The following is a 24738-nucleotide window of genomic DNA, read 5'->3' on the forward strand; positions in this document are numbered from 1 at the left end:
CAGTTACTTGAGACAGCCCCGTTTCATTTGACAACGGCTTTATGGTACATTATAATTTACATTACTGACCGACCAGTCGGTCAGTAATGTAAATTATAGAAATGGAGTGAAAATATGCTATCTTTATTTAGTGTTAGAAAGCCACATACAATAGTAGTAGCTGTAATAATAATTGCAATACTGGGTTGGGTATCTTTTACTAACATGACAACTGAGTTGATGCCTAACATAAACTTACCTTTTACTGTTATTACCACATCTTATGCAGGGGCTAGCCCCGAAGAGGTAGAAAGTGTGTTAACAAGACCTATGGAACAGTCCATGGCAACTTTAAGTAATATAAGTGAAATAAGTTCTGTATCGCAAGAAAACTTCTCGTTGATTATTTTAGAGTTTGAAGAATCAGCTAATATGGACACCGCTATGATAGAAATTCGGGAAAACTTAGACATGATTTCCGCTACCATGCCTGATGAAGTGGGTTCTTCTACGATAATGAGGTTAAATCCTGATATGATGCCTGTTATGTCCGTATCTGCATCAGTAGAAGGTCAAAGCATTGCAGAAGCCTCACAGATGATACAGGATAATGTTATTTTAGATCTTGAAAGTGTTGAGGGTGTTGCTTCTGTTACTCCTTCAGGCTTAGGAGAACACCAAATTGAAGTTATTATAAGACAAGAAAAAATTGATAAAGTTAATAAAGAATTACAGCAAGAGATTATGGAGCAAATGACTGTTTCTAATCAAGACCGTTCATATGCTCCACAAGGAGATGATTTAGACACAGGTGATTTTGAACAAACAGAAATAGAAATCACCAAAGATATGATTTCAAGCATATTGAAGGGGCAAAATTTTAGCATGCCCGCTGGCTATATCAGTGAAGATGGTGTTGATTACTTAGTTAGAACAGGGGATGATATTAAAGATATAGAAGAGTTAAAGGGGTTGAAAATCGTTCCAGCGCCTATGGAAGGACTTTCTTCTATAGCGTTAGAAGATGTGGCGGAAGTCAATGTTATAAACAGCTCTGATAGCTCTTATGCCAAGGTAAATGGTGAAGACGCTATAATTTTAGATATCCAAAAACAGACAGATTATTCTACAGCAGGGGTAGCTCAAGATGTGAGAGAGCGTATGGAAGAAATTATGGACAGTTATGAAGGGGTTACCATGAATTCGCTCATGGATCAAGGGGAGTATGTAGATATAGTTATTTCATCTATAACAAACAACTTAGTAGCTGGTGGGGTGCTTGCTATATTAATCTTGTTGTTATTTTTGAGAGATTTTAAGCCGACAATAGCTGTAGGCTTTGCAATTCCAGTTAGTTTAGTGACAGCTTTTGTAATGATGTATTTTAGTAATGTTTCGCTAAATATTATCTCTATGGGGGGATTAGCCTTAGGTGTAGGTATGCTAGTGGATAATTCCATCGTCGTTATTGAAAATATTTACAGGATGAAAAATGAAGGGAAGAGCGCTAAAGATGCGGCAATAGAAGGGGCAAGACAGGTAGCTGGTGCCATTACTGCTTCTACTTTGACTACTGTTTCTGTTTTTGTGCCTATACTGTTTACTCATGGACTAACTAGAGAAATTTTTGGAGACATGGGGCTTACCATAGCATATTCGTTAGTTGCAAGTCTTTTAATTTCTTTAACCTTAGTTCCTATGATAGCGTCTAATGTTATGACTTCTGATAAGCAAAAGGAGCATAGAGTTTTAGAGGCAATAAAAACTAAATACACAAAAGTTCTAATTTTTTGCCTGGGCAGAAAATGGCTTGCAATTATAACTGCTATAGTGTTATTTGTCGGCAGTGTGTACGGAGCTTTTGGTTTAGGGACAGAATTTATGCCTGCTACTGACGCTGGTCAGCTTAACGTTAGAATGGAGTTACAAGAGGATATTTCTTTTGAAGAAGCTACAGAAAAATCTGATGAAATTATGGATCTAATTTATAATATCGAAGGTGTGAAAACTGTCGGAGCCTTTTTAGGTGGAGACATGATGGGTATGGGCGGAAGTAGTGAATCTATTTCTATGTATGTTCTCCTTGATGAAGGTGATCGTAGACCAACAAATGAAGTAACTCAAGAGATTAGGGACATTACAGATCATTTTGATTCTGAAATAACTGTAAATGATGATAATATGGATATGGCCGCTATGGGTGGTGCTGGAGTTTCGCTAAGTATCGTTGGCAGGGATCTAGATATTTTGGAACAAACAGCAAAAGAAGTTGCGGAAATAATTGAAGGTGTTGAAGGGACCATAAATGTTTCTGATGGTTTAGATAGAACGTCCCCTGAGTATAGCATTGTTGTGGACAAAGACAGAAGTATAGCACATGGCCTAACAGTAGCCCAAGTTTTTGGAGAGGTTAATAACTTGCTTAGCGATAGCGAAGCGGCAACCACACTTTCTATAGGGTTAGACGATTACGATATTTTTGTATTGGATGATGATAGTAAAGAAGGAATTGAGTATCAAGATCTTGAAAATCTAACAATAGAATCCTCTCAAGGTGAAGATGTGTTAATTACAGACATATCTTCCATTGAAGAAACCACAGGTTTTTCTTCGATTAACCGCTCAGGTCAACAAAGATACGTGACGATATCTGCAGAAATTGAAGAAGGTTACAATATCGGTTTGGTTAGCAACGAAATTGAAGATGCTCTAACCGATTATGAGCAGCCGGAAGGTTATCGTATCGACATAGGTGGAGAAATGGAAATGATTATGGACGCATTTGCTGACCTTTTCTTAATGCTTGCCTTGGGGATTATATTTATATATCTTATAATGGTAGCACAGTTTCAATCTCTTCTTTCACCTTTTATCGTTATGTTTACTATCCCTCTAGCATTTACTGGTGGTTTTTTAGCGTTGATAATAACTAGAAACCCTGTAAGTATAATTGGATTTGTAGGACTTATAATACTAGCAGGCGTGGTGGTAAATAATGGGATTGTTTTTGTAGATTACATTAACAAACTGAGGAAATCTGGTATGGATAAAAAAGAGGCAATTATTTTAGCTGGTAACACAAGGCTACGCCCCATTGTTATGACTGCTATAACAACGGTAATAGCTCTTTCTACTATGTCTTTAGGAGTGGGGACAGGAATGGAAATGATTCAACCAATGGCTATTACAGCAGTGGGAGGATTAATATATTCTACAGTGTTAACACTTATAATAATTCCCGTGCTTTATGATGCTTTTAATAGAAAAGATCACTTAGGATAGGGAGTGTTTTTTATGCCTACTGAAGAGAAAAAAGAATTCATTTACGAGGCTGCCTTAAGTCTCATAGATGAAAGTGATGACTTAAGTAAAATTAAAGTGATGGACATAGCCCAAAAAGCCAATATTGGAAAAGGAACAGTATATGAATATTTTAACAGCAAAGAGCAACTTATAGCAGAAGCTATCACTTATATGCTTAAAAGGTGGATTAACCACCTAGAAGAGTCATTTGCAGATGAACGCAGTTTTAAAGAAAACTATACTTTAATGTTAGAAAGTGTATTATCTTTATTGGAGAAAAAGCACCGCACTATCTTAGGATTTATATCAATGTCAGAATCGGGCAGTCACTTGTATAAATCAATTAACACCTTAATGCAAGAAAGTTTTGAAGAACTTCAAAAAAGCAATCTGCGTTTTTATGAAAAGATAGTGGATAAAAGTGTAGAAGAAGGAGTAGTTAAGGAAAAACCACCATTATTCGATTGGTACTTTGCTATTTCCTCGTCTATATTGTGCGTTATTATTCATGAAAAACATTTTGAAGGTGACGTAGGATACAGCCATAAACAGATAATAGAAAAGGCTTATAACACATACGTCAAACTATTATCTTAAAGTGTTTACGGTAATGAAATTATAATAAAAAGTAACCTCGATTTTATTTAAAAATAAAACTGAGGTTACTTTTTTAAGTTATACTTTTTGTCACAAACAAAATAAAATTAAGCTAAAATTACTCAACAACATTACAAGTAAAAGTTTTGTGTTATTTATCATAAACCTTTAAAAATGCCTTTTGTAATTCCTTATTGGTTCCCAAATTATTGCATGCACCGCATTGGGTTTTAAGATTAGTTAAAAGGTTAGGATATTTTTCGTTTACTAAACGAAGGGCATGTCCTATCGCTTTTGATTGAACATTACTATCTGAAGATAGTTGCAAGAGGGCATTAAAAGTTTTTCTATTTAGGTAGAAATTACTTGTTTTAGTTGGGTTGTTAACGCCTTCTATTATAGATGTCAAAGATTCTTCTAAAACATTACCGATTGGATAGGCATGATTTCCACAAGTATATACAACTCCATCAAAATCAACAAACAAATCACCATGATATTTTCCATTATCGTAGGCATTTTTTCTTTCTATAAAGTGGGGGCAGCTAATGTTGAAAAGTTGCTCTATTGCTTTATTTTCCAATCTATTAGTATCTAAACTGGCTGCATCCCCAATATCTGCGATTTCCAAATGTTTAAGAAGTATTTTGCCTTTTGTATTACTATATACCTTTGTCTGTTGAGAAGAGCTATATTCAAGTTTCATTTCCAAAGAGTTTATTAGTGTTTGTAGGATTTTATTAGTAGAATTACTCCATGAACCACTAGATGTGGCAGATACCCTGAGTTTATACCCAATAGCGTCCAGCTTATGTTTTTGTCCATATCCTTCGTTTAAAAATTCGCCGATGACGTTAGTAAGCACTTCTACTGGGACAGCATTATAGACTCCCGAGCTTGCTTTGGACAATGTTGAATGATTATTGTCTATGCTAAAATATATTCGGCTTAGCCCAGCATCTTTTAGCCTTTTTATAACTTCATTTGTAGTTAAGTCGTATAAGCCAGCTTTTTCAAGAAAACTTTTGTTGAGATTTTTATATTTATCGAAAGCACCGATCAACCCTCCATTTGTAACAATAGTGGGAAGCATATATTTCTGCCTTGAATACTCAATTAAGTAAAGCAGCTTATGATACTCAACTAAGGGTTCACCGCCACTCCAATACGTTCCTATCATTCCTAGATTTGCCCCTTCGTCGATTAGTTCTTTAATTTTGTTTAGGGATAGTTCTGATTGCTTACCATTTTTAGAGCGGGTAGTGCTGTTAAGACAGATAGGACAATCATTATTACAATCCGGTGTTAGGGCAATTTTAAGTTGAGCCGTTGGTTGAAACATAACCATTATTTAACACTCCAATACTAAGTTATAAAATATATATAAATATTCAGCTTAACATAAGTAATTAAAAAGTCAAACGAATTTTTGGTGAAATTTCAATAAATGTGAAGGTATAAGATAAAAAGACTAGAATAATAAAAAAAAGTAATAATTAGTACTAGTTATATCTCTAGCTTTTTTAAAAACAGCATATTGGAAGGTATGTGACTAGTTTACAAAGGAGGGTAATAACATGAAAATCGGCATAGTGGGAGCAGGCCCCGGTGGATTGGCAGCGGGGATGTTGCTTGCCTCAAAAGGTTTGGACGTAACTATATATGAGAGAGATAATTTAGTGGGAGGACGCTGTGGAAAGATAACCGATAAAAATGGCAGGTATGTTTTTGACATAGGTCCTACTTTTTTAATGATGCCTTTTATTTTAGAAGATATATTTAGCAAGTGCGGCAAAAACCTTCATGATTATGTAGAGCTAAATTTATTGGAGCCATTTTATAGGCTAAGTTATAGAGATGGCACCTCTTTTCATCCGGGACAGAATTACGATAGGGTTAAAAGAGATATCTCTGAACTCTGTCCTGGTGATGAAATTGGCTTTGAAAATTATATGAAGGATAATTGTAAAAAGTTTGAGAAAGCATTCCCGGTTTTGCAAGGAGATTATCAAAAATTCCGTGATATTTTGAACTTTAACACGTTAAAGTTTTTAACTGTGTTGAGACCATGGTCTACTCTTTGGGAGGATTTAAGTAAGCACTTTAAAGATGATCGGATTAAGGTAGGTTTTACATTTCAGCCTAAAAACTTAGGGATGTCACCGATGAGTTGTCCGTCGGTGTTTAGCATACTGTCTTTTATTGAGTACAGTTCGGGGGTATATCATGTCCGCGGTGGATTAAATCAACTTTCGGAGGGAATGGCAAAAGCCTTTAAAGAGATGGGGGGGGAATTGAAATTAGGATGCGATGTAGAGGAAATAATAGTTAAAAATAAACAGGCTAAGGGCATAAAACTTTCTGACGGAACTGAGCAATATTTAGATGAAATAATAATGAATGCAGATTTTGCTTGGGGAATGCAAAACTTGGTTGATAATGAAAAGCGGGTAAAATATAAAGATGAAAAATTGGAGCAAAAAAAATATTCCTGTTCTACTTTTATGTTGTACCTTGGTTTAAACAAAAAATATGGTCATCTGCCCCATCATAGCATTTATATATCACAAGACTATAAAAAGAATTTTGATGACATAGAATCAGGGGAGTTTTCCCAAGACCCTTCTTTTTATATTCAAAATCCCTGTGTAACTGAAGAAAGCTTAGCTCCGGAAAACCACTCTACATTATATGTTTTGGTACCGGTTCCCAATTTAAAGAATTATATAAGCTGGGATTTTCATAAGACCGAAGATTTTAAACGAAAGATATTAAAGCTTATGGAAGAAAGAGCTGGGCTTGAAGGGATTGAAGAGCATATAGAATTTATGGATGTTGTTACTCCTCAGGATTGGGAAAATAGGTTTAGAGTTGGATATGGAGCAACATTTAACCTAGCTCACAACATAAGGCAATTGACGGTATTTAGGCCGAGAAATAAGTTTGAAGAATTTGACAATATGTGGCTAGTGGGAGGGGGGACAAATCCCGGTAGTGGGTTACCAACTATATATGAGTCTGGCCGGATAACAGCTTATGGAATTTTTAAAAAGTATAATATCGAAACACCAGCTGTTATAACTCCCCCAGTTACTTCGGGGATACAAATTAGTAATTAAAAATAAGTAAAATAAGGGGCTGTCTCACGCAGGAATAAACCCTGTAGAGACAGCCCTTTTTGAATAACTTTATACTTCAAATTGTTCTACTTTCTTTTTCATTTCATCGGCAAGCTTTGAAAGTGATTCGCTAGCTTTAAGTATTTCTTCAATGGCTTGAGACTGCGATTCCATGCTAGCCGATACTTCCTCAGTACTGGCGGCATTTTCTTCAGAAATAGCTGCTAGATTATCTATGACATTGATTATTTCTTTGCGCTTTTTATTCATTTCATCGCTGGAGTCGTTTACATACTGGATTACTTGTTCCATTTCCTCCAAGGATGTGGCGATGCTATCAAACTGACTATAGGTGCTTTTAACGCTTTCAGTTTGGTTTTTCATAGTTTCCTCTAATTCTCTTACAGTGTTTACACCCATATCTGTTTCTTCTTTTAGGTTAGAAATAACATTTGTTATTTCTTCGCTAAAGGAATTGGATTGTTCTGCTAATTTTCTAATTTCATCTGCTACTACAGCAAAACCTTTCCCTGCCTCTCCGGCACGAGCGGCTTCTATGCTAGCATTTAGAGCAAGTAAATTAGTTTGCTGTGCTATGCTACCGATATTTTCGATGGCGTCTGTTATTGTGCTGGCGCTATCGTTGGTTTTTGTTATCAATGTGCTAAGATTTTTTGTTGCGTTATCGCTGTTTTCCGCATCTTCCACAAGAGTGTTAACAGTTTTTACTCCTGTATCTTTTAGTGCTGTGATTTTATCTATAAAAGTATTTAAATCTTCCATCTTTTCTCTGTTTACATCCATAGTTTCTCCTAGCTCTTGAACATTTACTGCACCTGTTTGAGTTTCTTCAGCCTGTCCTGTAGCGCCAGTGGCTATTTGTTCTACGGCACCGCTTATTTCGCTTGAAGAGCGGGATGAATTTTCACTTATCTTTTCTAAATTATTAGATGAGTCAGCTAGAGATTTAGAACGATTAGTGATATCTTGGATCATATCTTTGTTATTTTTATGGGTTTGATTTAGCGCTTCGGCGATTTCACCAAACTCACTTTTATCTTTCAGTAGTTCTTCATCAATGCTAGTTTTAAAGTTACCCCTGCCCAACTGTTCAACAAAAGATTTAATTTTGCTTAAAGTTTTAACTGAGCGACTAGTAATTAAAAAGAATGTAGCCCCTAGAATCAAGAAAACAGCTATGGATATTCCAATAATTGTAGTAACCATTGTAAAAATTGTTTCATTTACCCTATCCATAGAATAGCCTATATTTACAGCCCCTAAAACTTCTCCATCTATTTCAACAGGGGAGACAATGTCAAAGACAGGAATGTCATCATCGGTGTATAAAGTCTCCTGTGACGATCTTTCATGTTCTAATATAGCGTTGCTAATTCTTTGGTCATCGGACATATCAGTTCCAATAAAGTCGTCGTTACTATGAGCGATAGCCTCCATATTCTGGTCGTAGAAAATTGCATACTCTATTTCATCATCGTTGGCTAAATCATTAACTAAAGTTTGGTATTCCGCATCTTCTAACAGAGCATGGATAATGTTTGCATTAATTCCTACTTGAACAATGTTATTATTATCCAATCTTAAGTATCCGAACTTGAAAAAATCTCCAGCTACTTCTGTACTTTCTCTTATGTCCTCAATTAAAATATCATCGTCGCTCTCTATAAAATCATGTAATATATGCCCATCTGGGACTTCCAGACCTTCAAAGCCATCTGTGGCAGAATGAGCCACTTCGTAAATTTCTGTATCCCAATAATGGATCCGATGGACATCTAAATCCTCTGCCAATTCCATCAATCGTTCACTTGTGATTGTGTCAACTTCTCTTTGAACCACTGCAGCAGTGTTAATTATCTGTTCTTCTAATAATTGGTCAATAGTTTCAATGGACATCATTGAGCCTTCTAGTCTTTCTATAAAATCTTCCGATCTATTAAAGCCTTCTCTTTCCATATCAGTAAAAATCTGATTTCTTACTATAAATAAAGTTGCACCTGCAATTACAGTGACTCCAACAAAAACAATTAATAAAGGTATAACAACTAAACGAAACTTTAATGAATATAACATTTTCAAAGTAAACCCCTCCTCTTCTAAACACTGCCTTAAATAAATCGAACTAATAAGTAATAAAGCATTAGTGCAAATCTAATATGTTTTTTGTTCACCTCCTTTTTATCTTAATGAGAACAGAAAAACTAGCAAAGACTATAGTCGAATTATATCACATTATGTCGTTTTTCGCAAAAGTCGAATATTTCAAAAAATGATGAGCGGAGTGTAAGAGAAAATCAAATACATAAACCTTGAAAATAAAGTTAAAACTAGGTACAATTCTATATACAGTTAAAATTAACCACAATAAAAAATATTTATTTTAGAAGGAGGAAGTTATAATGTTACCAACGCCACATATTGAATCAAAGAACAAGGATGAAATAGCAAAAACCGTGTTGATGCCGGGGGATCCATTACGAGCAAAATTTATTGCTGACACTTTTTTAGAGGATGTAAAACAATTTAATAAGGTTAGAAATGTTTTGGGATACACCGGTACATATAAAGGAAAAAGAATTTCAGTTATGGCTAGCGGTATGGGGATGCCAAGTATCGGAATTTATTCTTATGAACTGTACAAGTTTTATGGTGTAGAGAATATAATTCGTATAGGCTCATGTGGTGGTTATACTCCAGATGTAAAACTTTATGATGTTATATTGGCAAAAGATGCATGGAGTGAGTCGAGCTTTGCCAAAGTGCAAGGAGGGTATGATAGTGATGTTATCGAGGGTACCCCAGCATTAAACGAGCAGCTTAAAAAGTATGCCGAGGAATTAAATATTCCTATGCATATAGAGAGAATTCACTCATCTGATGTATTTTATAGAGAGAACTTTGGTGAATATAAAGAAATCTATGATAAGCATGGTTGTGTTGCTGTTGAAATGGAGGCTTTTGCATTATTTCATAACGCCAAAGTAACTGGAAAAAAAGCAGCATGTATACTTACTGTGTCAGATAACTTAGCGACAAAAGAAGAAACAACTTCTGAAGAACGACAAAATGCTTTTACAAATATGATGAAAATTGCCTTAGAAATGGCAGAGTAGGGCATAAAAAACCAAGATAACCTTTTAAAGGTATCTTGGTTTTTTACACTTTTTTTATGCCCCTATTTAAGTTTACAAGTGATTTTATTGATTTGGTTGCTTCTTTAAAATATAGGTTTGATCCTGAATGATTAGCATTGACGAAGTATTACTTAACATGAAAGCTTCTGCAAAAAACTGGTCATCATCTAATATGGTAATTACTTCAACTTTTTCTAGGGTGCTAAACCTAGGCCTAAGATGGTATATACCTCGTCGGAAAAGATAGTCATCTACGTTCACTTTTCTAAGTTGATAGGTTGGATTATCAAGTTTGCTATCACCTATATTTATTTGATTTTTTGTAAACTCAACATTGTTAACAGATGTATTTTCTTGTTGGAGCTCTTCAGAAACTGTCCATTGCCCATAAATAGGAGAAGCATTATTTTCCGGGGCATTGATTCTAGATTGATCAATTTGAGTAAATCCGGCACAACCTGACATCATGAAAGCCAATATTAAAATAATAATTAGCCTGATTTTCATTTTTTCACCTCATAAGCGGGGATATAAATGGTTATTTCGGTTCCTATACCTTGCTTGCTTTTTATTTTTAACTCTCCATCCATAGCAGTTATTATTTCTTGACTAATGGAAAGTCCTAATCCGCTACTGGATTTGGAGGATTTGCCTTTGTAAAACCTTTCTTTTACATGGGGCAAATCCTCTGCTGCAATTCCGCTGCCATAATCTTTTATTTTAAAGTGTATTTTTTTGTCCTTTAGTTGGGTGCTTACTTTAATTGTACTTTTGGGTTGTGAAAACTTAAAGGAATTATCCAATAGGTTTATCAGCACTTGCTTAAGTTTATTTTTATCCAAGATTAGAGTGGGGTAACTGTTTGACGTATCTATGGTAAGTTTAATATTTTTTTCTTTACTAATTGGCTCAAACTCCCGTTTTAGTTCTTCAAATAAATTATTTATTTCTAAAGGCTGAGGTTTTAGTGTTATACCCTCCGATATCAACTTAGAGAAATCCAAAAGTTCTTCTACCATTTGCTTTAATCTATCACTCTCGTTTTCAATGGTTTGAAGACCTTCTAAAAGGAGACTACTATCATCATGACCGTTTTTTAAGGTTATTGCCCATCCTTTAATAGAAGTTAGAGGGGTGCGCAATTCATGGGAAACAGAAGAAATAAAGTGATTTTTAAGTTGCTCTCTTTTTTGGATTTCTTCAGCCATAAAATTGAGTGTGTTGGAAAGCTTTCCTATTTCATCATCTGTTTTTTGAGGGCTTTTAGCGTTGAAATTTCCCATCGCCATTTTATGGGCAGCACTTGTCACAGCTTCTAAGGGTTTAACAATTGTATTTGCTAATAGTAAACTAACTAAGCTGGATATAGCTACTACTATAAGGCCTATTATTATAAATAGATTTCTTATAGCTGCGACTTCACTGTTAACCACCTCTAAAGATGTGGTTAGCCTAATGGCGCCGACGATTTCACCTTCAGAGATGAGAGGATACGAAACCGACATTACTGGTTGAAGGTAGTAATCTACATCTCCCATCCACATATCGTAATGGCCATCTAAAGCATTGTCTACATCGGGCATATCTTTTGACATTTCTGGGTCGACACCGATGGAATCCATTAAAATGTTTTTGTTTGAGTCTACTATTTGTACCTGAGCTTCTGTTTGCTCCCAAAAAGTTCCTACGTTATTTAATATATTATCCTGTAAAGTGTTATGAGAAAAGTACTCAGTATATAGTTGTGAAGATACTTTTATTTGGTTTTGTAAATTATCCTCTATGTTTTGGTAGTAGCTTTGTCTTATGATTATAGTTAGCAAAGTACCCAGTGAAAAAACGGTAATCACAATTATTAGAAGAAAACTTAATACCAGTCTTTTTTTAATACTGTTCATATTAGCTTTCACCTTTAAGTCTATAGCCGAAACCCCAGACTGTTTCAATGAGTTCAGGAGCAGATGGGTCTTTTTCTACTTTTTCTCTTAATCTTCTTATGTGCACATCCACAGTTTTAATATCTCCAAAGAAGTTTTCTCCCCATACTCCATTTAATATTTTATCACGGCTAATAGCATTGTTACGGTTTTCTATTAATAACTTTATCAAAGAATATTCTGTAGGAGTAATGTCGATATTTACCCCCTCTAAACTAACCTTTCTGGCGGCTAAATCAAGGGCTATAGGTCCACATGTCAAAATATTAGATTGTTGACTGCTTCTTTTTCCATTGGCAGTTTTTCTGCTATGAGCTCTTATACGAGCTGTTAATTCTAAGGGATTAAACGGTTTTACCATGTAATCATCAGCCCCTAGGTCCAATCCCATTATTTTATCTAAATCTTGACCTTTAGCTGTTAACATAATGATAAGTATATCCGACGATATTTCCCGCACCTTGGTGCATACCTCATAACCATCTATACCTGGCAGCATTAAGTCTAGTACCATAATGCCAGGCTTTTTTTTATTAAAAATATCTAAGGCTTTTTCACCAGTTTCTGCTTCAAATACTGTGTAGCCTTCCCTTTCGAGATTAACTGTAATGAACTTTCTTATGGCTGCCTCGTCTTCCACAACTAGCACTTCACTATTTGTATTCAAATTAAGTCACCTCTAACTTTATCTTAATAATTACTATTTTAACAAAGAAACTTCTTTCGTAGTATCTATCTTTGATTTCTTTACTATTTTTTAACCTTTTTTAAATAGTATGTAAAGCTTTAAATAAAAGGAGATGATAAAATTTAATTAGTCAACGGGGAAAGGGGAGAGGTAAATGGGGAAAAACTTGGGGTATAAATCAAGAGAAAGTCGAAAAGAAATTTATAAAAATAAAAGGAGCAGGGCAAGGAAAAAACAAGTAGGTAGAATATTATTTGTAGGTGTAATAGCTTTATTTCTAATTTTTATTAGCGGAAGTTATTTTTTAGTTGCTGATGAAATCCATCAGGGGGGGTGGAATAAAGAAGAACTAAAAGAGAAAAAGAATGAAACAAAAAACACAGATAACCAAGAGCTAAATGAGCGGAAAGAAGAAAAAGACAAAACTGATGAAAAAAAAGAACAGGTTAATGATGAGAAAGAAGAAGTTGATGCGGAAAAAGAAGCTGATAATAAGGATGAAAAATCTAATCAAGGGGATAAAAATAATAAGGTAGTTTACCTAACTTTTGATGATGGCCCATCTAGAAATGTAACAGAACCTATCTTGGATATTTTAGATGAGTATGATGTAAAAGGTACATTCTTTGTGCTGGGAAGGCAAGTGGAATATTACCCCAACATAACAAAAAGAATCCATGATGAAGGGCATTTGGTAGCTAATCATACTTATTCTCATGACTATGCTTCATTATATGATGAGGGGAATATGATAGCGGAGCTAAAGAAGACAGATGAGATTATAAGAGATGTGTTAGGGAAGTTACCGTCAAATTTAATACGCTTTCCTGGAGGTTCATTTGGCAAAAAACGGGAGCTTTATCGCCAGGAAGTCAAACAAAACGGGTATAACTTTGTAGACTGGAACGTTGTAAATGGGGATGGTGAAGGTAAGAACTACTCAAAGGAAGAACTTGTAGAGAGAGTACATGAAACTCATAACAATCAAAATCATGCTGTAGTTTTAATGCATGATAGTGCGGCTCAACAAAATACTGCTAAGGCGTTGCCAGAAATTATTGAGTTTTATAAAGAAGAAGGGTATTCATTTAAGACTCTTGAGAATTTTGGTTAAATGTAAAGGGTATGGTAAACTAAGAAGAAGTAGGGGGGAAGCATATGAAAAGCAATTTTAAAATTGTAGTGTTTGCTGCTATATTAGCATTAGTAGCTATTTCTGTTTATGCTTTTGGGCCTATGAGTGAAAATGATATGGCAAATGGAAAGGAAAAACCTAATCCAAGTGAAGGACCGAGAAGTTTACAGCAGAAGGAAAGTGTAAAAGAAGATAACGGAGAATTTACAGAGGAGATTGAATTTAGTCAAGGATTTTATAGACCCGATTACTCTAACCTTCCTCAAGAGATAGTTAGTTGGGTTAAGTATTCTCAAAATATCCCAGTAGTGCAGGAAAAGGAGTATAAAGGTTACAGGTTTCTTTTGATAACTGAAGGAAAAAAGCCTACTGGTGGGTATGATATAGAAGTAGAGGGTGTGAAAGAAGCAGAACAAAGGTTAAATATTGAGGTTAATGTAGCAGAACCTGGACCAGGTGAAGGGGCTACAACTGCTCCCACATATCCATTTGATTTAGTCATTTTAGAAAACAATGAATTGCCGTTCTACGTACGGGATAGTGAGGATACTGATAAATACTTTATGAGGTTAGTGGGACTTCAAGAATTGGATAGGCATATTGTAGCTGGCTCCGAGTGGATTAAAATTTTTAGTCCTAGCCCAAATGAAAATGTCAAAGATTCTTTTAATCTAACGGGAATAGCAAGTGTTTTTGAAGGTACTGTAAATTATGAATTAATTTCAGAAGATGGTAAATCTGTATATGAAGGGTTTACAACAGCTGCAATGGGCGATTGGGGATATTTTAAAGAAGAAATTTCTATACCAGCTGAGGTGGAAGATCAACAGCTAACTTTGCAACTATATAGCAGAAGTATGAAAGATGGCTCAAAGATGTTTAAAGTAGAAATTCCATTGCAATAAACTGTTGTTAAGACAAGCCCTGTGCGAGTGAAACATTTTGTCTGTGATGGGGTAAACTATAATTTGTTTTACAGAAAGATAGATTTCTATTGAAAAATATAGGGGTAAGTTTTATTAATAGTTAATAACGCAACGAAGAGGCTACCTAAAACTATAAGGTAGTCTCTTTTACTGTATACTAAGTTTATGACAATATATAAAGGAAGTATGCCAAAGCGGTGAAGAATTAAAATGTATATTATATACAAGCTTATAATATGGTAAAATAATGTTAGAAAATTTTAGAGCGTAAAAAACCTTTTAGCATATTATAGGCTATATAAGGTTTAAGGGAGGTGTTGGCTTGGCAGATAACAATGTATTTTTAGCTGCCCAAAAACAGATTAGGTTAGCTTGTGAAAGACTAGGAATTGATATGGGATATTATGAGATATTGAAGCAGCCGAAACGAGTAATAGAAATTTCTATACCTGTGCGAATGGATGATGGAAGAATTGAGGTTTATACAGGGTATAGATCTCAGCATGATGACACCTTAGGACCTGCTAAGGGAGGTGTTAGGTTCCATCCCTCTGTTACTGTTGATGAAGTTAAAGCATTATCCATGTGGATGACTATCAAATGTGCTATAGTTGGGGTTCCTTTTGGTGGAGGGAAAGGAGGAGTAAACTGTAATCCCAAGAACCTTTCTCAAAGAGAAATTGAAGAAATAACCAGGGAATATATTAGAGGGATATCTCCGATAATAGGCAGTGATAAAGATATACCTGCACCAGATGTTTATACAAATCAGCAGGTTATGGCTTGGATGGTTGATGAATATAGTAAAATAAAAGGCTACACAGATCATGGAATAGTAACAGGGAAGCCTCTATTGCTGGGAGGATCAGTTGGTCGGAACGAGGCAACGGCTATGGGGTGCGTCATTACAACAATGGAGGCGCTAAAAAAGCTAAACATGTCCTTAGATGAAGCAACTGTAGTAATTCAAGGTTTTGGCAACGCTGGATTCAATTTAGCAAAAATTTTATATGAAGCGGGCGCAAAAATCATTGGGGTTAGTGACAGCAAAGGAGCGTTATTCAATCAAGAGGGGTTAGTCCCTAAAGAGTTATTAGAAATTAAAAAAAGCAAGGGATCAGTAATTTATGGTGAAGGCGAGGTTATAACTAACCAAAAGTTGCTGGAAACAAAGTGTGATGTTTTAATTCCAGCAGCTCTAGAAAATCAGATTAATGAAAAAAACGCTTGTAGGATAAAAGCTAAGATAGTTGCTGAAGCGGCAAATGGACCAACCACCGTTGCAGCAAGTAAAATTTTAAATGAAAGAAAAATTTTAGTTGTTCCTGATATTTTAGCCAGTGCTGGCGGTGTTACAGTTTCTTATTTTGAATGGGTGCAAAATAGGATGAACTATTATTGGACTGACCAACAAGTTAATGAAAAACTTGAAAAAATTATGGCCGATGCTTTTCAAAACATATATCAAATGCATGAAGAAAAATCAGTGGACATGAGAGAAGCAGCTTTTATGATTGCTATAAACAGAGTGGTGCAGGGATTGAAGCTACGCGGACTATAGGAAGTGTAAAGGAGCCTAGAACTAGGCTCCTTTTACATTGGCTTATTAGGTTATGGCATTTAGCAGCAAGTAAAACTAATATCCAGCTAAACCTCCACTTTTTTAAGTTTCAGTTATTGTAAAACTAAAATTTGATAATTTCCATTGTTTATTTTTCAAAGCTTTTTCATAGAATTGTACTTTCCTGTTTTTATCAACTAAAATTACTGTTTTTATTCTTGTACCATAATCAGGGCTATCGATATGTATAGGTGAAAGAACTCTTTCTTTTTCAAGGGGTAAACCTGTGTCAGGCAATTTATCATCAGTTGGAATTGCGGTATCGTTTAGAATGTCAAAAAGATGCTGGACTTTAAAATCTTCTCTTATTACAAAAGAGAGTTTATTCTTTGCTTTTTGCACTTTTGGCCAAGGAGTATCTAAAAGCGCGTTGCTAAGTCCATATATCCCTGGCGACAACTGGCGAATTTTGTTTTCAACATTGGAATAATAATGTAAATCATCTATAGTTCCCACCACTAAATTAAAAAAATCATATTTTTTTTCGTTACTCTTAACTTTTTTAAGGTACTCATTGGGCGGTGTGAGATTTATTAAAAAATCTTTTACCAGATATCCTCTGGAATAATAAGGGGTTCTGTTGATTGTGAAATCTCTATAATTTGTTATAAAAGCTATTCGCCCATCTTTAGTTATTCCCGTCCAGGTTCCTCCTTTCAGCAAGTCCATACCAGCTAAAACCCTAGGGTGCTCATTCCAGAAGTGAGAAAACTTTGTGGGGCGGTCTTTAAACTCATCTCTATTTCCTAAAAATATAAAGTCATAATCTGGATGAATTTTATAAGCAAAAAGCAATGTACAAATTGTTATCACCTCATTTTGAAACTTTTAAATTAATTTTAACATAAAATAAAAAAACTTTTCTAATATTGAAGGAATTTAATTAACGATAAAGAATACTATTACTAAGTAATAAATAATTTAATTGAGGAGGATTGGTTTATGGCAAAGGATAAAAAAGTTTTGACAGGGAATCAAGGGATCGCTCAGGGGTTTTATGAAGCCGGGGGCAAAGTCGCTGCTAGCTACCCTGGGTCTCCAACTGTGGAGATCTTGGATACCTTGTCAAGCTATCAAGGGGTGTATTCAGAGTTTTCAACAAATGAAAAAGTTGCACTAGAGGTAGCTATAGGGGGATCATTTGCTGGAGTTAGGTCGATGGCTGTTATGAAGCATGTAGGGGTTAATATTGCTGCAGATCCTCTAATGACATTTACTCAGACAAAAACCTTAGGAGGGTTTGTGCTAGTCAGCGGAGATGATCCAGGGCTAGCCAGCTCTCAAAATGAGCAAGATAATAGGTTTTTTGGAAAATTTGCTAACATGGGAGTTTTAGATCCAGCAGATAGCCAAGAGTCTTTGGATTATACTAAACAGGCCTTTGAAATTAGTGAAGAATTACAAGGACCGATGATGCTTAGAATTACAAGCAGACTGTGTCATGGGAGAAGTATTGTAAATGTAGGTGAAAGAAAAGAAGTGGCACCGAAAGAAACAATTGCAGATAGTGATGACAGCTACTGTATGATACCGCCAGCATCAAAAGAGGCTCAATTTTTTATGAAAGAACGTTTAGATAGGTTGAAGTCCTATGCATATGATACAAATTTAAATAAATTAGAAGAAAATGGATCTGACACCTTAATTATAACTTCAGGGCTTATGTACAATATCTTAAAAGAGGTAAATCCTCATGTAGATGTTTGGAAGCTGGGACTTGTATACCCCATAAATGAGGAAAAGGCTAAAGAAATTACAGCAAATTACAACAAAGTAATTGTAATAGAAGAAATGATGCCTTTTATAGAAGAGCAACTTAAACTTATGGGAATAGAATGTGAAGGCAAGAAATATTTTAGCTTTACCGGCGAGCTGGATTACGGCCATATTGCAAAAGGACTTAAAGAAGCAGGAATTTTAGATGTGGTAAATGAGTTAGATTCAACAACTACTGATACAGTAGAAAGACCACCGCTATTTTGTTCTGGATGTCCCCATAGACCTGTATTTGATATTTTGAAAAAGTCAAAAACAAAGATGGTGATTGGAGACATCGGCTGTTATTCCATGGGGATGCAACATCCTTTTGAGCAATCCCAAAGTATCATAAGTATGGGAGCTTGCATGGGCATTGTAAAAGGCATGAGTAAGGCCTTTGCAATGCAGGAAAAACAGGAGCCTTTAGTGGCATTGATCGGAGATGGAACATTTTTCCACTCAGGCATACCAGGGCTAATAAATCAGCTTCATCAGCAGGGAGATAAAGAAAACATAACTATTGTTGTTTTAGACAATCGAACAACGGCTATGACTGGTGGTCAACCTAATGCCAGCTCGGGATTGTATACTAAAAAAGATGATATGAAAGTAAGCATAAACGAATTAGCTCAGTCCATAGGCTTTGACAGGGTAAAAGAGCTGGATCAATACGACTATGATGAAACTAAGAAAATTTTTAAAGAAGAACTAGCTCATCAAGGTCTGTCAATTATAGTAGCTAATGGCCCTTGTGCACTTAAATTTAAGATGAACAACCCTCATTACTATGTCGACCCTTCTATATGCATCGGCTGTCGTTCATGTATAAAGACTAATTGTCCGCCTTTGAAAATGAAAGAGTACGAAGGAATAGAAAAGAAAAAATCCTTTATAGATAAAGACATGTGTGTCGGATGTAGCATCTGTGCTCAAGTATGCCCAGTAAATGCTATCAAGCAATCTGGCGAAGAAGCAAAAGGAGGTGCGTAAATTGACGACTAATATTTTAATTGGTGGCGTTGGTGGTCAAGGCTTAGTTCTTATGACAAATATTATTTGTCAGGGAGCTATGAAAGCTGGCTATGATGTAAAAAGCAATGATGTAGTGGGGTTATCTCAAAGAGGTGGAAAAGTTTGGGGAAATGTAAGATTTGGTGAAAAAATATATAGCCCTAACATCTCAGCAAAACAAGGGGATGTTTTAATAGCTACCGAGCCTCTGGAAGCACTAAGGTGGAGCGCTTCCTTAAAAGATGGTGGAGTTATCATAGTTAATCCCAAAACCATGTATTCAACTCCAGTTCAGCAAGAAAAGGCTGAATACCCCAAGGAGGAAATTGATGCACTGAAAGATAAATACAAAGTGATAGAAATTGACGCTAATGAAGAAGCAAAAAAATTAGGGAAAATTCAGGTTAGCAACGTTATTATGATAGGTGCCCTTGCAAGGGAGCTAGAAATACCTATAAAAATATGGGAAGAAACAATACTAGAAAATGTTCCGCCAAAATTTAAGGAAATGAATATATCTGCATTTAGGGTAGGGTATAATGGGTAACATTGCTTATTTAGAGCCCCCAAACGCTAGAATTTAAATTCTAGCGTTTGGGGGCTTTGCTATGGTAAAAATGCTTTTACTTAAAAAATAAAAATTAGCTATAAAGGATTCTTAATCACAAAGTAGAATATTAAGAAATAAAGAAAAATTTAAACAGGGACGGGTGGTATATGAAAAAAGCAGATAGAGTATTGCACGCACTTGTGAAACTTGAAGAGAGATACAATAAAGGAATTTCCGCAAGGGAAATAGGTGAGGAAATTGATTTAGATAGGGCAAATGTCAGTAGATATTTAAATAAACTATATAAAGAAAAGAAAATAAGCAAATCTATCGGCAGACCTGTTTTGTACTATTCGATAAAAGAAGAGAGTAGTGTAGAAAACAATAAAAAAAATAGTTTTGATAGGGTCCTTCTTCAACAGCAGAGTTTGCAGGTTCCAATACAAAAAGCCAAAGCTGCTATTTTATACCCTCCCACTGGCTTACACACCTTGATACTAGGTGAAACTGGTGTAGGCAAAACTATGTTTGCGGAGCTAATGCATAACTTTGCAGTAGAAAGTAACGTCCTAAGTTCCGAAGCTCCCTTTATTAGGTTTAATTGTGCAGACTATGCAGACAATCCTCAGTTAGTAATATCCCAGATTTTTGGTGTAAAGAAAGGTGCTTATACAGGGGCAGAGAATGACAGGGAGGGTCTATTAAATAAAGCAGATGGAGGCATTTTATTTTTAGATGAAGTCCACAGGCTCTCTGCACAGGGTCAAGAAATGCTTTTTACATACATAGACAAAGGTCAATTTAGACCGCTGGGAGAAACAGTAAAAACAATCTCAGTAAATGTTCAAATTATAGCAGCAACTACAGAAGAACCCAACTCATACCTGTTAAAAACTTTTACTAGACGAATCCCGATGATTATAACTTTGCCGCCGTTGAGAGAAAAAAGTTTAGCTGAAAGATATTATCTTATAGATTATTTTTTTAAAAAAGAATCAAAACGAATTGGAAAAAGTATATATATAAATAAACAATCCTTTATTTCGCTACTTTTATATCAATGTCCGAATAATATAGGGCAGTTAGCTAGTGATATCCAGTTATGCTGTGCAAAGGCCTTTGTCCATTATAAATCAAAGAAAGAAAATCATATCCTTATCACCACTTCAGACTTGCCTCAACATGTGAAAAAAGGCTTATTACGCTTAAATGAATATAGAGCAGAAGTAGAGGAAATCATGCAAGTTAAAGGTGAGATTTTGCGATTTAGCTTTAAAGAAGATATACAATATCATACTAAAGATGATAATGTGGCAAACGAGGACTTTTATGAGGGAATAGCAAGAAGGTTAGATGACTTAAAATCCTCTGGCTTGACGGAAGGAGAAATAAATCAAACTATAAATATAGATATTGAAGCACATTTTCAAAAATACCTAGGAAATCTGGATAGAAACTTAAAAAAGAAAGATATATCTAAGGTGGTAGATTTAGAAGTTTTGGAGTCAGTTGAGCAAATTTTAAACTTAGCTGAAAAAAGACTTAACACGACATATGACATTAAAATTTACTATGGTTTAGCCCTCCATATACATAACTTTATAGAAAGAATGAAAAAAGGTCTGAAGGTATATCATCCCAAACTGAACTTGATAAGAGCCGATTATCCTGAAGAATTTATGGTTGCTTTGGAAGCAGTAAATATTATTGACAAAAGATTTGAAATTCAAACTCCTTTGGACGAAATAGGGTATATAACGTTATTTTTAATTAAAAATGTGTTAGATCTGGAGTATGGGCAAAAGAGTAAAGTTGGGATTCTTGTAATGATGCATGGCAGGACAACTGCTAGCAGCATGGTAGAAGTGTGCAATACGTTAGTAGGAGAAAATCATGCTGTAGCTTTGGATATGCCTTTAAATATGAAGCCGGAGGAGATATATCTTTTGGCAAAAGAGCGGGTTATTAATTTAAATCAAGGTCAGGGAGTAATGTTGCTGGTTGATATGGGCTCTTTAGTAAGTTACGGTGATATGATTTACGAAGATACTGGAGTTAACGTCAGGACTGTTGACATGGTAAGCACCCCTTTACTTCTTGAAGCTTGCAGAAAAGCTGTTTTAGGATGGGATATGAATGAAATTTATGAAAGCTTAATTGACGTTGGAAAATTCAAACAAAAAAACAGTAGAAAAAAGACTATAAAAGCTAAAAGAGTGATTATAACTGCCTGTTTTACCGGGGAAGGTGCGGCAGAACACCTTCAAAATATCATCGAGACTGAGCTAGCCAAGAAATATAACTTTGCAGTAATTCCTCTTAATATACTAAATAGAAAAGAATTTTTAAACTCAGTAAATAGCTATAAAAAAAAGTATAAAATTTTAGCTATTGTTAGCACTGTTGGAATTGATATGGTGGATATACCATATATCTCTGCAGCGGAACTAATTGATGGCAGTGGAATAAATGCTTTGGAAAGAATATTGGGCACTGATGATAATTACATAAAAATTGGAGATTCTTTACATAAACATCTAAAGCAGGTGGACGGAGCTGAGTTAAGTGAAGAAATAATGCAGGTGATTTCTAATATTGAAGGCAGGCTAGAAATAAAAGTTTGTGATGAAATTGCCATAGGTATGATGATGCATACTTGTTTTCTTATAGAAAAGCTAAAAAAGGGGGAAAAAGGTAAAGTTTTTAAGGAGTTGCAACTTTATAAAAATCAGTACAATAGAGAGATGGGAATAATTAAAGAATGTTTCAAAGTGATAGAAAAGAAATATAATATTAACATTCTAGAAGATGAGATTGGTTACATATGCAAAATACTACTTTTAAACAGCCAGTGGGCAGAAAATTAAAGATACTGTGTAATAGTGTGCAGTTTTACTTTGCACACTATTTTTTTGTTTTTTTGCCGTGGTTATTGCATTTGAGATTTATTTCTGAAAAATATAAATTGGCATGGCTTTTGCAATAATATAAAAATAAATTATTAGGGGGCTTTAGATGGAAAAGCAGACTGTCAGGGTAAGGATAAAAACGGGACTTCATGCTAGACCAGCCACTGTTTTAGTAAGTGCTGCTAAAAGATATGTTTCAGAGTTGACATTGCAAAAGGGTCAGAGCAGTGCTAACAGTAAAAGCATAATCTCAGTTTTAGGATTATGTGTTAAAGGTGGTGAGGTACTAGACATAATAGCTGAGGGACAGGATGAGGTGAAAGCAGTGCAGGCAGTAAAAACATTACTTGAAGATGAAAGCATCGCTTAAAGGAGGTGCAGGTTATTTAGGCTGTTAATTAACAAGGAGGTTTTTATATGGGAAAAATTAAGATTATGTTAGTGTGTGCTGCGGGAATGTCAACTAGTTTGTTGGTAACTAAAATGAATGGTGCAGCAGTAAAAGAAAAGCTTTCAGTGGATATTTTAGCTGTTTCGGAATCAGAGGCTGATGAACATTTGGATTCTATTGATATACTTCTTTTGGGTCCACAAGTTCGGTACCTAAAAAGCAATATGGAAGAAAAATTGCATGGAAAGGATGTGCCTGTTTCTGTGATTGACAGTATTATGTATGGGCGCATGGATGGAGAAGGAGTTTTAAAGCAAGCCTTGGAATTAGTGAACAAATAGGTAATAAATAAAAGCTTTAAAGGAGGAAGAAAATGCAAAGTTTTATAAAGTTTATGGAAAAATATTTTATGCCTTACGCAGCAAAAATAGGGAAGCAACGACATTTGGTGGCAATTCGAGATGGATTTATAGGGATTATGCCGTTAATAATAGCGGGTTCTTTTGCGGTGTTGTTAAACTCTACTTTATTTGAGATAGTACCGGTATTAGAGCCTTTAAAAGGTATAAACGGCAATGTTTGGTGGGGTAGCTTTGCTATTATGACTCTTTTATTAGTCTTTTCTTTAGGGTTTAACCTAGCCAAGGGTTATAAAGTTGATGGATTGGCTGCAGGTTTGATTTCTGTAGGTGCTTTTATAGCAGTAACTCCACCAGCAGGAGAGGCAGGGGGTTATTTAGATGTAGGATACTTAAGCGCCACAGGATTATTTACGGGAATACTGATTGCGATATTGACAACAGAGGTTTTTGTCAGGTTGACAAAAAGAAATATCGTAATAAAAATGCCAGACTCAGTTCCACCAGCTGTTAGTAGAGCATTTGCCGCTGTAATTCCTGGAATCATTGCCATTTACGTAGCAGGAATTATAGGACATATATTTGCTGCTATTGGTGCTATAAGCCTTCAAGACTTTATTTATAATACAATTCAAGCACCACTTGAAGCTTTAGGGCAAGGTGTATTTTCCGCTATGATATTAGCTATGTTGATAAATTTATTCTGGTTTTTCGGTTTGCATGGGGCCAGCATATTAGATCCTATAATGAACTCTGTTTATCTACCAGCTCTTGAAGCAAATGCCAGTGCAGTACAAGCTGGGTTAGCAGCAGAGTATAATATTACAAGAGTATTTTTTGATGCCTATGTTCACTTAGGGGGTTCTGGAGCCACATTAGGCTTAATCATTGCAATATTCATTGTTAGTAAAAGAAGGCAAGAATATAGAACGGTTGCTAAGCTTGGACTTCCTAACGGTATTTTTCAAATCAACGAGCCAATCATTTTTGGCGTACCCATAGTATTAAACCCTATTTTGTTTATCCCATTTATCATAACACCAGCAGTATTGACATTAACAGCTTTTCTTGCAACGGCTAGTGGATTGGTTCCAGCAACATATGTTGCAATTCCATGGATTTCTCCCCCTGGGGTTGGCGCATTTTTAGCCACAGGAGGGAGTATAAAAGCAGCTTTGTTGGCGCTATTTAATCTTTGTTTATCAATAGCGATATATATACCATTTATAGCAATAGCTGATAAACAAGCTGCCAAAGAAAGAAACTTAGAGTAATTAAGGTGAAAATTAAGGTTCAAAGA

Annotated in this window: 19 protein-coding genes; 13 read left to right on the forward strand and 6 right to left on the reverse strand. The window is 35.3% G+C overall.

The window, feature by feature from the left end; translation table 11 throughout:
- The first annotated feature begins 114 nt into the window (after nt 1–114).
- The gene (locus tag PRVXT_RS02170) at nt 115–3261 is read left to right on the forward strand and encodes an efflux RND transporter permease subunit (RefSeq protein WP_350344061.1); all 3147 of its coding nucleotides are present in this window, start codon (nt 115–117) and stop codon (nt 3259–3261) included.
- Between the two features lie 12 nt (nt 3262–3273).
- Nucleotides 3274–3879: a TetR/AcrR family transcriptional regulator gene (locus PRVXT_RS02175; RefSeq protein ID WP_350344062.1), complete on the forward strand. Its 606-nt coding sequence runs from the start codon at nt 3274–3276 to the stop codon at nt 3877–3879.
- A 151-nt stretch (nt 3880–4030) separates the two neighbouring features.
- On the opposite strand, the gene PRVXT_RS02180 is transcribed toward PRVXT_RS02175, so the two are convergent.
- Complete coding sequence (locus PRVXT_RS02180) at nt 4031–5227, reverse strand: radical SAM protein (protein WP_350344063.1); 1197 nt, start codon at nt 5225–5227, stop codon at nt 4031–4033.
- A 229-nt stretch (nt 5228–5456) separates the two neighbouring features.
- Between PRVXT_RS02180 and PRVXT_RS02185 the strand changes: the two genes are divergently transcribed.
- On the forward strand, nt 5457–6998 hold the full coding sequence (locus tag PRVXT_RS02185) for a phytoene desaturase family protein (protein WP_350344064.1): 1542 nt from the start codon (nt 5457–5459) through the stop codon (nt 6996–6998).
- A gap of 69 nt (nt 6999–7067) precedes the next feature.
- Here PRVXT_RS02185 and PRVXT_RS02190 read toward each other — a convergent pair whose 3' ends face one another.
- Complete coding sequence (locus PRVXT_RS02190) at nt 7068–9092, reverse strand: methyl-accepting chemotaxis protein (RefSeq protein ID WP_350345089.1); 2025 nt, start codon at nt 9090–9092, stop codon at nt 7068–7070.
- Nucleotides 9093–9418: 326 nt separating this feature from the next.
- On the opposite strand from PRVXT_RS02190, the gene deoD reads away from it, so the two are divergent.
- Entirely contained in the window at nt 9419–10132 is a 714-nt protein-coding gene (gene deoD / locus PRVXT_RS02195) for a purine-nucleoside phosphorylase (RefSeq protein WP_350344065.1), read from the forward strand.
- Nucleotides 10133–10216: 84 nt separating this feature from the next.
- On the opposite strand, the gene PRVXT_RS02200 is transcribed toward deoD, so the two are convergent.
- Genes PRVXT_RS02200 through PRVXT_RS02210 form a run of 3 tightly spaced genes read right to left on the reverse strand, consistent with a single transcriptional unit; the run spans nt 10217 to nt 12757 of the window.
- Entirely contained in the window at nt 10217–10660 is a 444-nt protein-coding gene (locus tag PRVXT_RS02200; RefSeq protein ID WP_350344066.1) for a hypothetical protein, read from the reverse strand.
- Nucleotides 10657–12051, reverse strand: a complete 1395-nt coding sequence (locus tag PRVXT_RS02205) for a sensor histidine kinase (protein WP_350344067.1) — start codon at nt 12049–12051, stop codon at nt 10657–10659. The genes PRVXT_RS02200 and PRVXT_RS02205 overlap by 4 nt, the downstream gene beginning before the upstream one ends.
- Before the next feature lies 1 nt (nt 12052).
- Entirely contained in the window at nt 12053–12757 is a 705-nt protein-coding gene (locus PRVXT_RS02210; protein WP_350344068.1) for a response regulator transcription factor, read from the reverse strand.
- Between the two features lie 175 nt (nt 12758–12932).
- Between PRVXT_RS02210 and PRVXT_RS02215 the strand changes: the two genes are divergently transcribed.
- The 3 genes from PRVXT_RS02215 (at nt 12933) to PRVXT_RS02225 (ending at nt 16400) form a co-directional block, all read left to right on the forward strand.
- Nucleotides 12933–13892: a polysaccharide deacetylase family protein gene (locus tag PRVXT_RS02215; protein ID WP_350344069.1), complete on the forward strand. Its 960-nt coding sequence runs from the start codon at nt 12933–12935 to the stop codon at nt 13890–13892.
- A 44-nt stretch (nt 13893–13936) separates the two neighbouring features.
- Nucleotides 13937–14818, forward strand: coding sequence for a Gmad2 immunoglobulin-like domain-containing protein (locus tag PRVXT_RS02220; RefSeq protein ID WP_350344070.1), 882 nt, complete (start codon nt 13937–13939; stop codon nt 14816–14818).
- A 343-nt stretch (nt 14819–15161) separates the two neighbouring features.
- A complete protein-coding gene (locus tag PRVXT_RS02225) occupies nt 15162–16400 on the forward strand; it encodes a Glu/Leu/Phe/Val family dehydrogenase (protein ID WP_350344071.1) in 1239 nt (412 codons plus the stop codon).
- A 102-nt stretch (nt 16401–16502) separates the two neighbouring features.
- Here the strand turns inward: PRVXT_RS02225 and PRVXT_RS02230 are convergent, their stop codons facing one another.
- On the reverse strand, nt 16503–17255 hold the full coding sequence (locus PRVXT_RS02230) for an NRDE family protein (protein WP_350344072.1): 753 nt from the start codon (nt 17253–17255) through the stop codon (nt 16503–16505).
- Nucleotides 17256–17402: 147 nt separating this feature from the next.
- On the opposite strand from PRVXT_RS02230, the gene PRVXT_RS02235 reads away from it, so the two are divergent.
- The 6 genes from PRVXT_RS02235 to PRVXT_RS02260 all read left to right on the forward strand — a co-directional run bounded on the left by PRVXT_RS02235 (nt 17403) and on the right by PRVXT_RS02260 (nt 24712).
- A complete protein-coding gene (locus PRVXT_RS02235; RefSeq protein ID WP_350344073.1) occupies nt 17403–19208 on the forward strand; it encodes a thiamine pyrophosphate-dependent enzyme in 1806 nt (601 codons plus the stop codon).
- 1 nt (nt 19209) lies between these two features.
- Complete coding sequence (locus PRVXT_RS02240) at nt 19210–19776, forward strand: indolepyruvate oxidoreductase subunit beta (RefSeq protein WP_350344074.1); 567 nt, start codon at nt 19210–19212, stop codon at nt 19774–19776.
- Between the two features lie 170 nt (nt 19777–19946).
- A complete protein-coding gene (locus tag PRVXT_RS02245) occupies nt 19947–22646 on the forward strand; it encodes a sigma 54-interacting transcriptional regulator (RefSeq protein ID WP_350344075.1) in 2700 nt (899 codons plus the stop codon).
- A 148-nt stretch (nt 22647–22794) separates the two neighbouring features.
- The gene (locus PRVXT_RS02250; protein ID WP_350344076.1) at nt 22795–23058 is read left to right on the forward strand and encodes an HPr family phosphocarrier protein; all 264 of its coding nucleotides are present in this window, start codon (nt 22795–22797) and stop codon (nt 23056–23058) included.
- A 47-nt stretch (nt 23059–23105) separates the two neighbouring features.
- Nucleotides 23106–23420, forward strand: a complete 315-nt coding sequence (locus tag PRVXT_RS02255) for a PTS sugar transporter subunit IIB (protein WP_350344077.1) — start codon at nt 23106–23108, stop codon at nt 23418–23420.
- A gap of 32 nt (nt 23421–23452) precedes the next feature.
- A complete protein-coding gene (locus tag PRVXT_RS02260) occupies nt 23453–24712 on the forward strand; it encodes a PTS sugar transporter subunit IIC (protein WP_350344078.1) in 1260 nt (419 codons plus the stop codon).
- The last annotated feature ends 26 nt before the right edge of the window (nt 24713–24738 follow it).

Source organism: Proteinivorax tanatarense (genome assembly GCF_040267685.1).
Classification (GTDB): Bacteria; Bacillota; Proteinivoracia; order Proteinivoracales; family Proteinivoracaceae; genus Proteinivorax; species Proteinivorax tanatarense.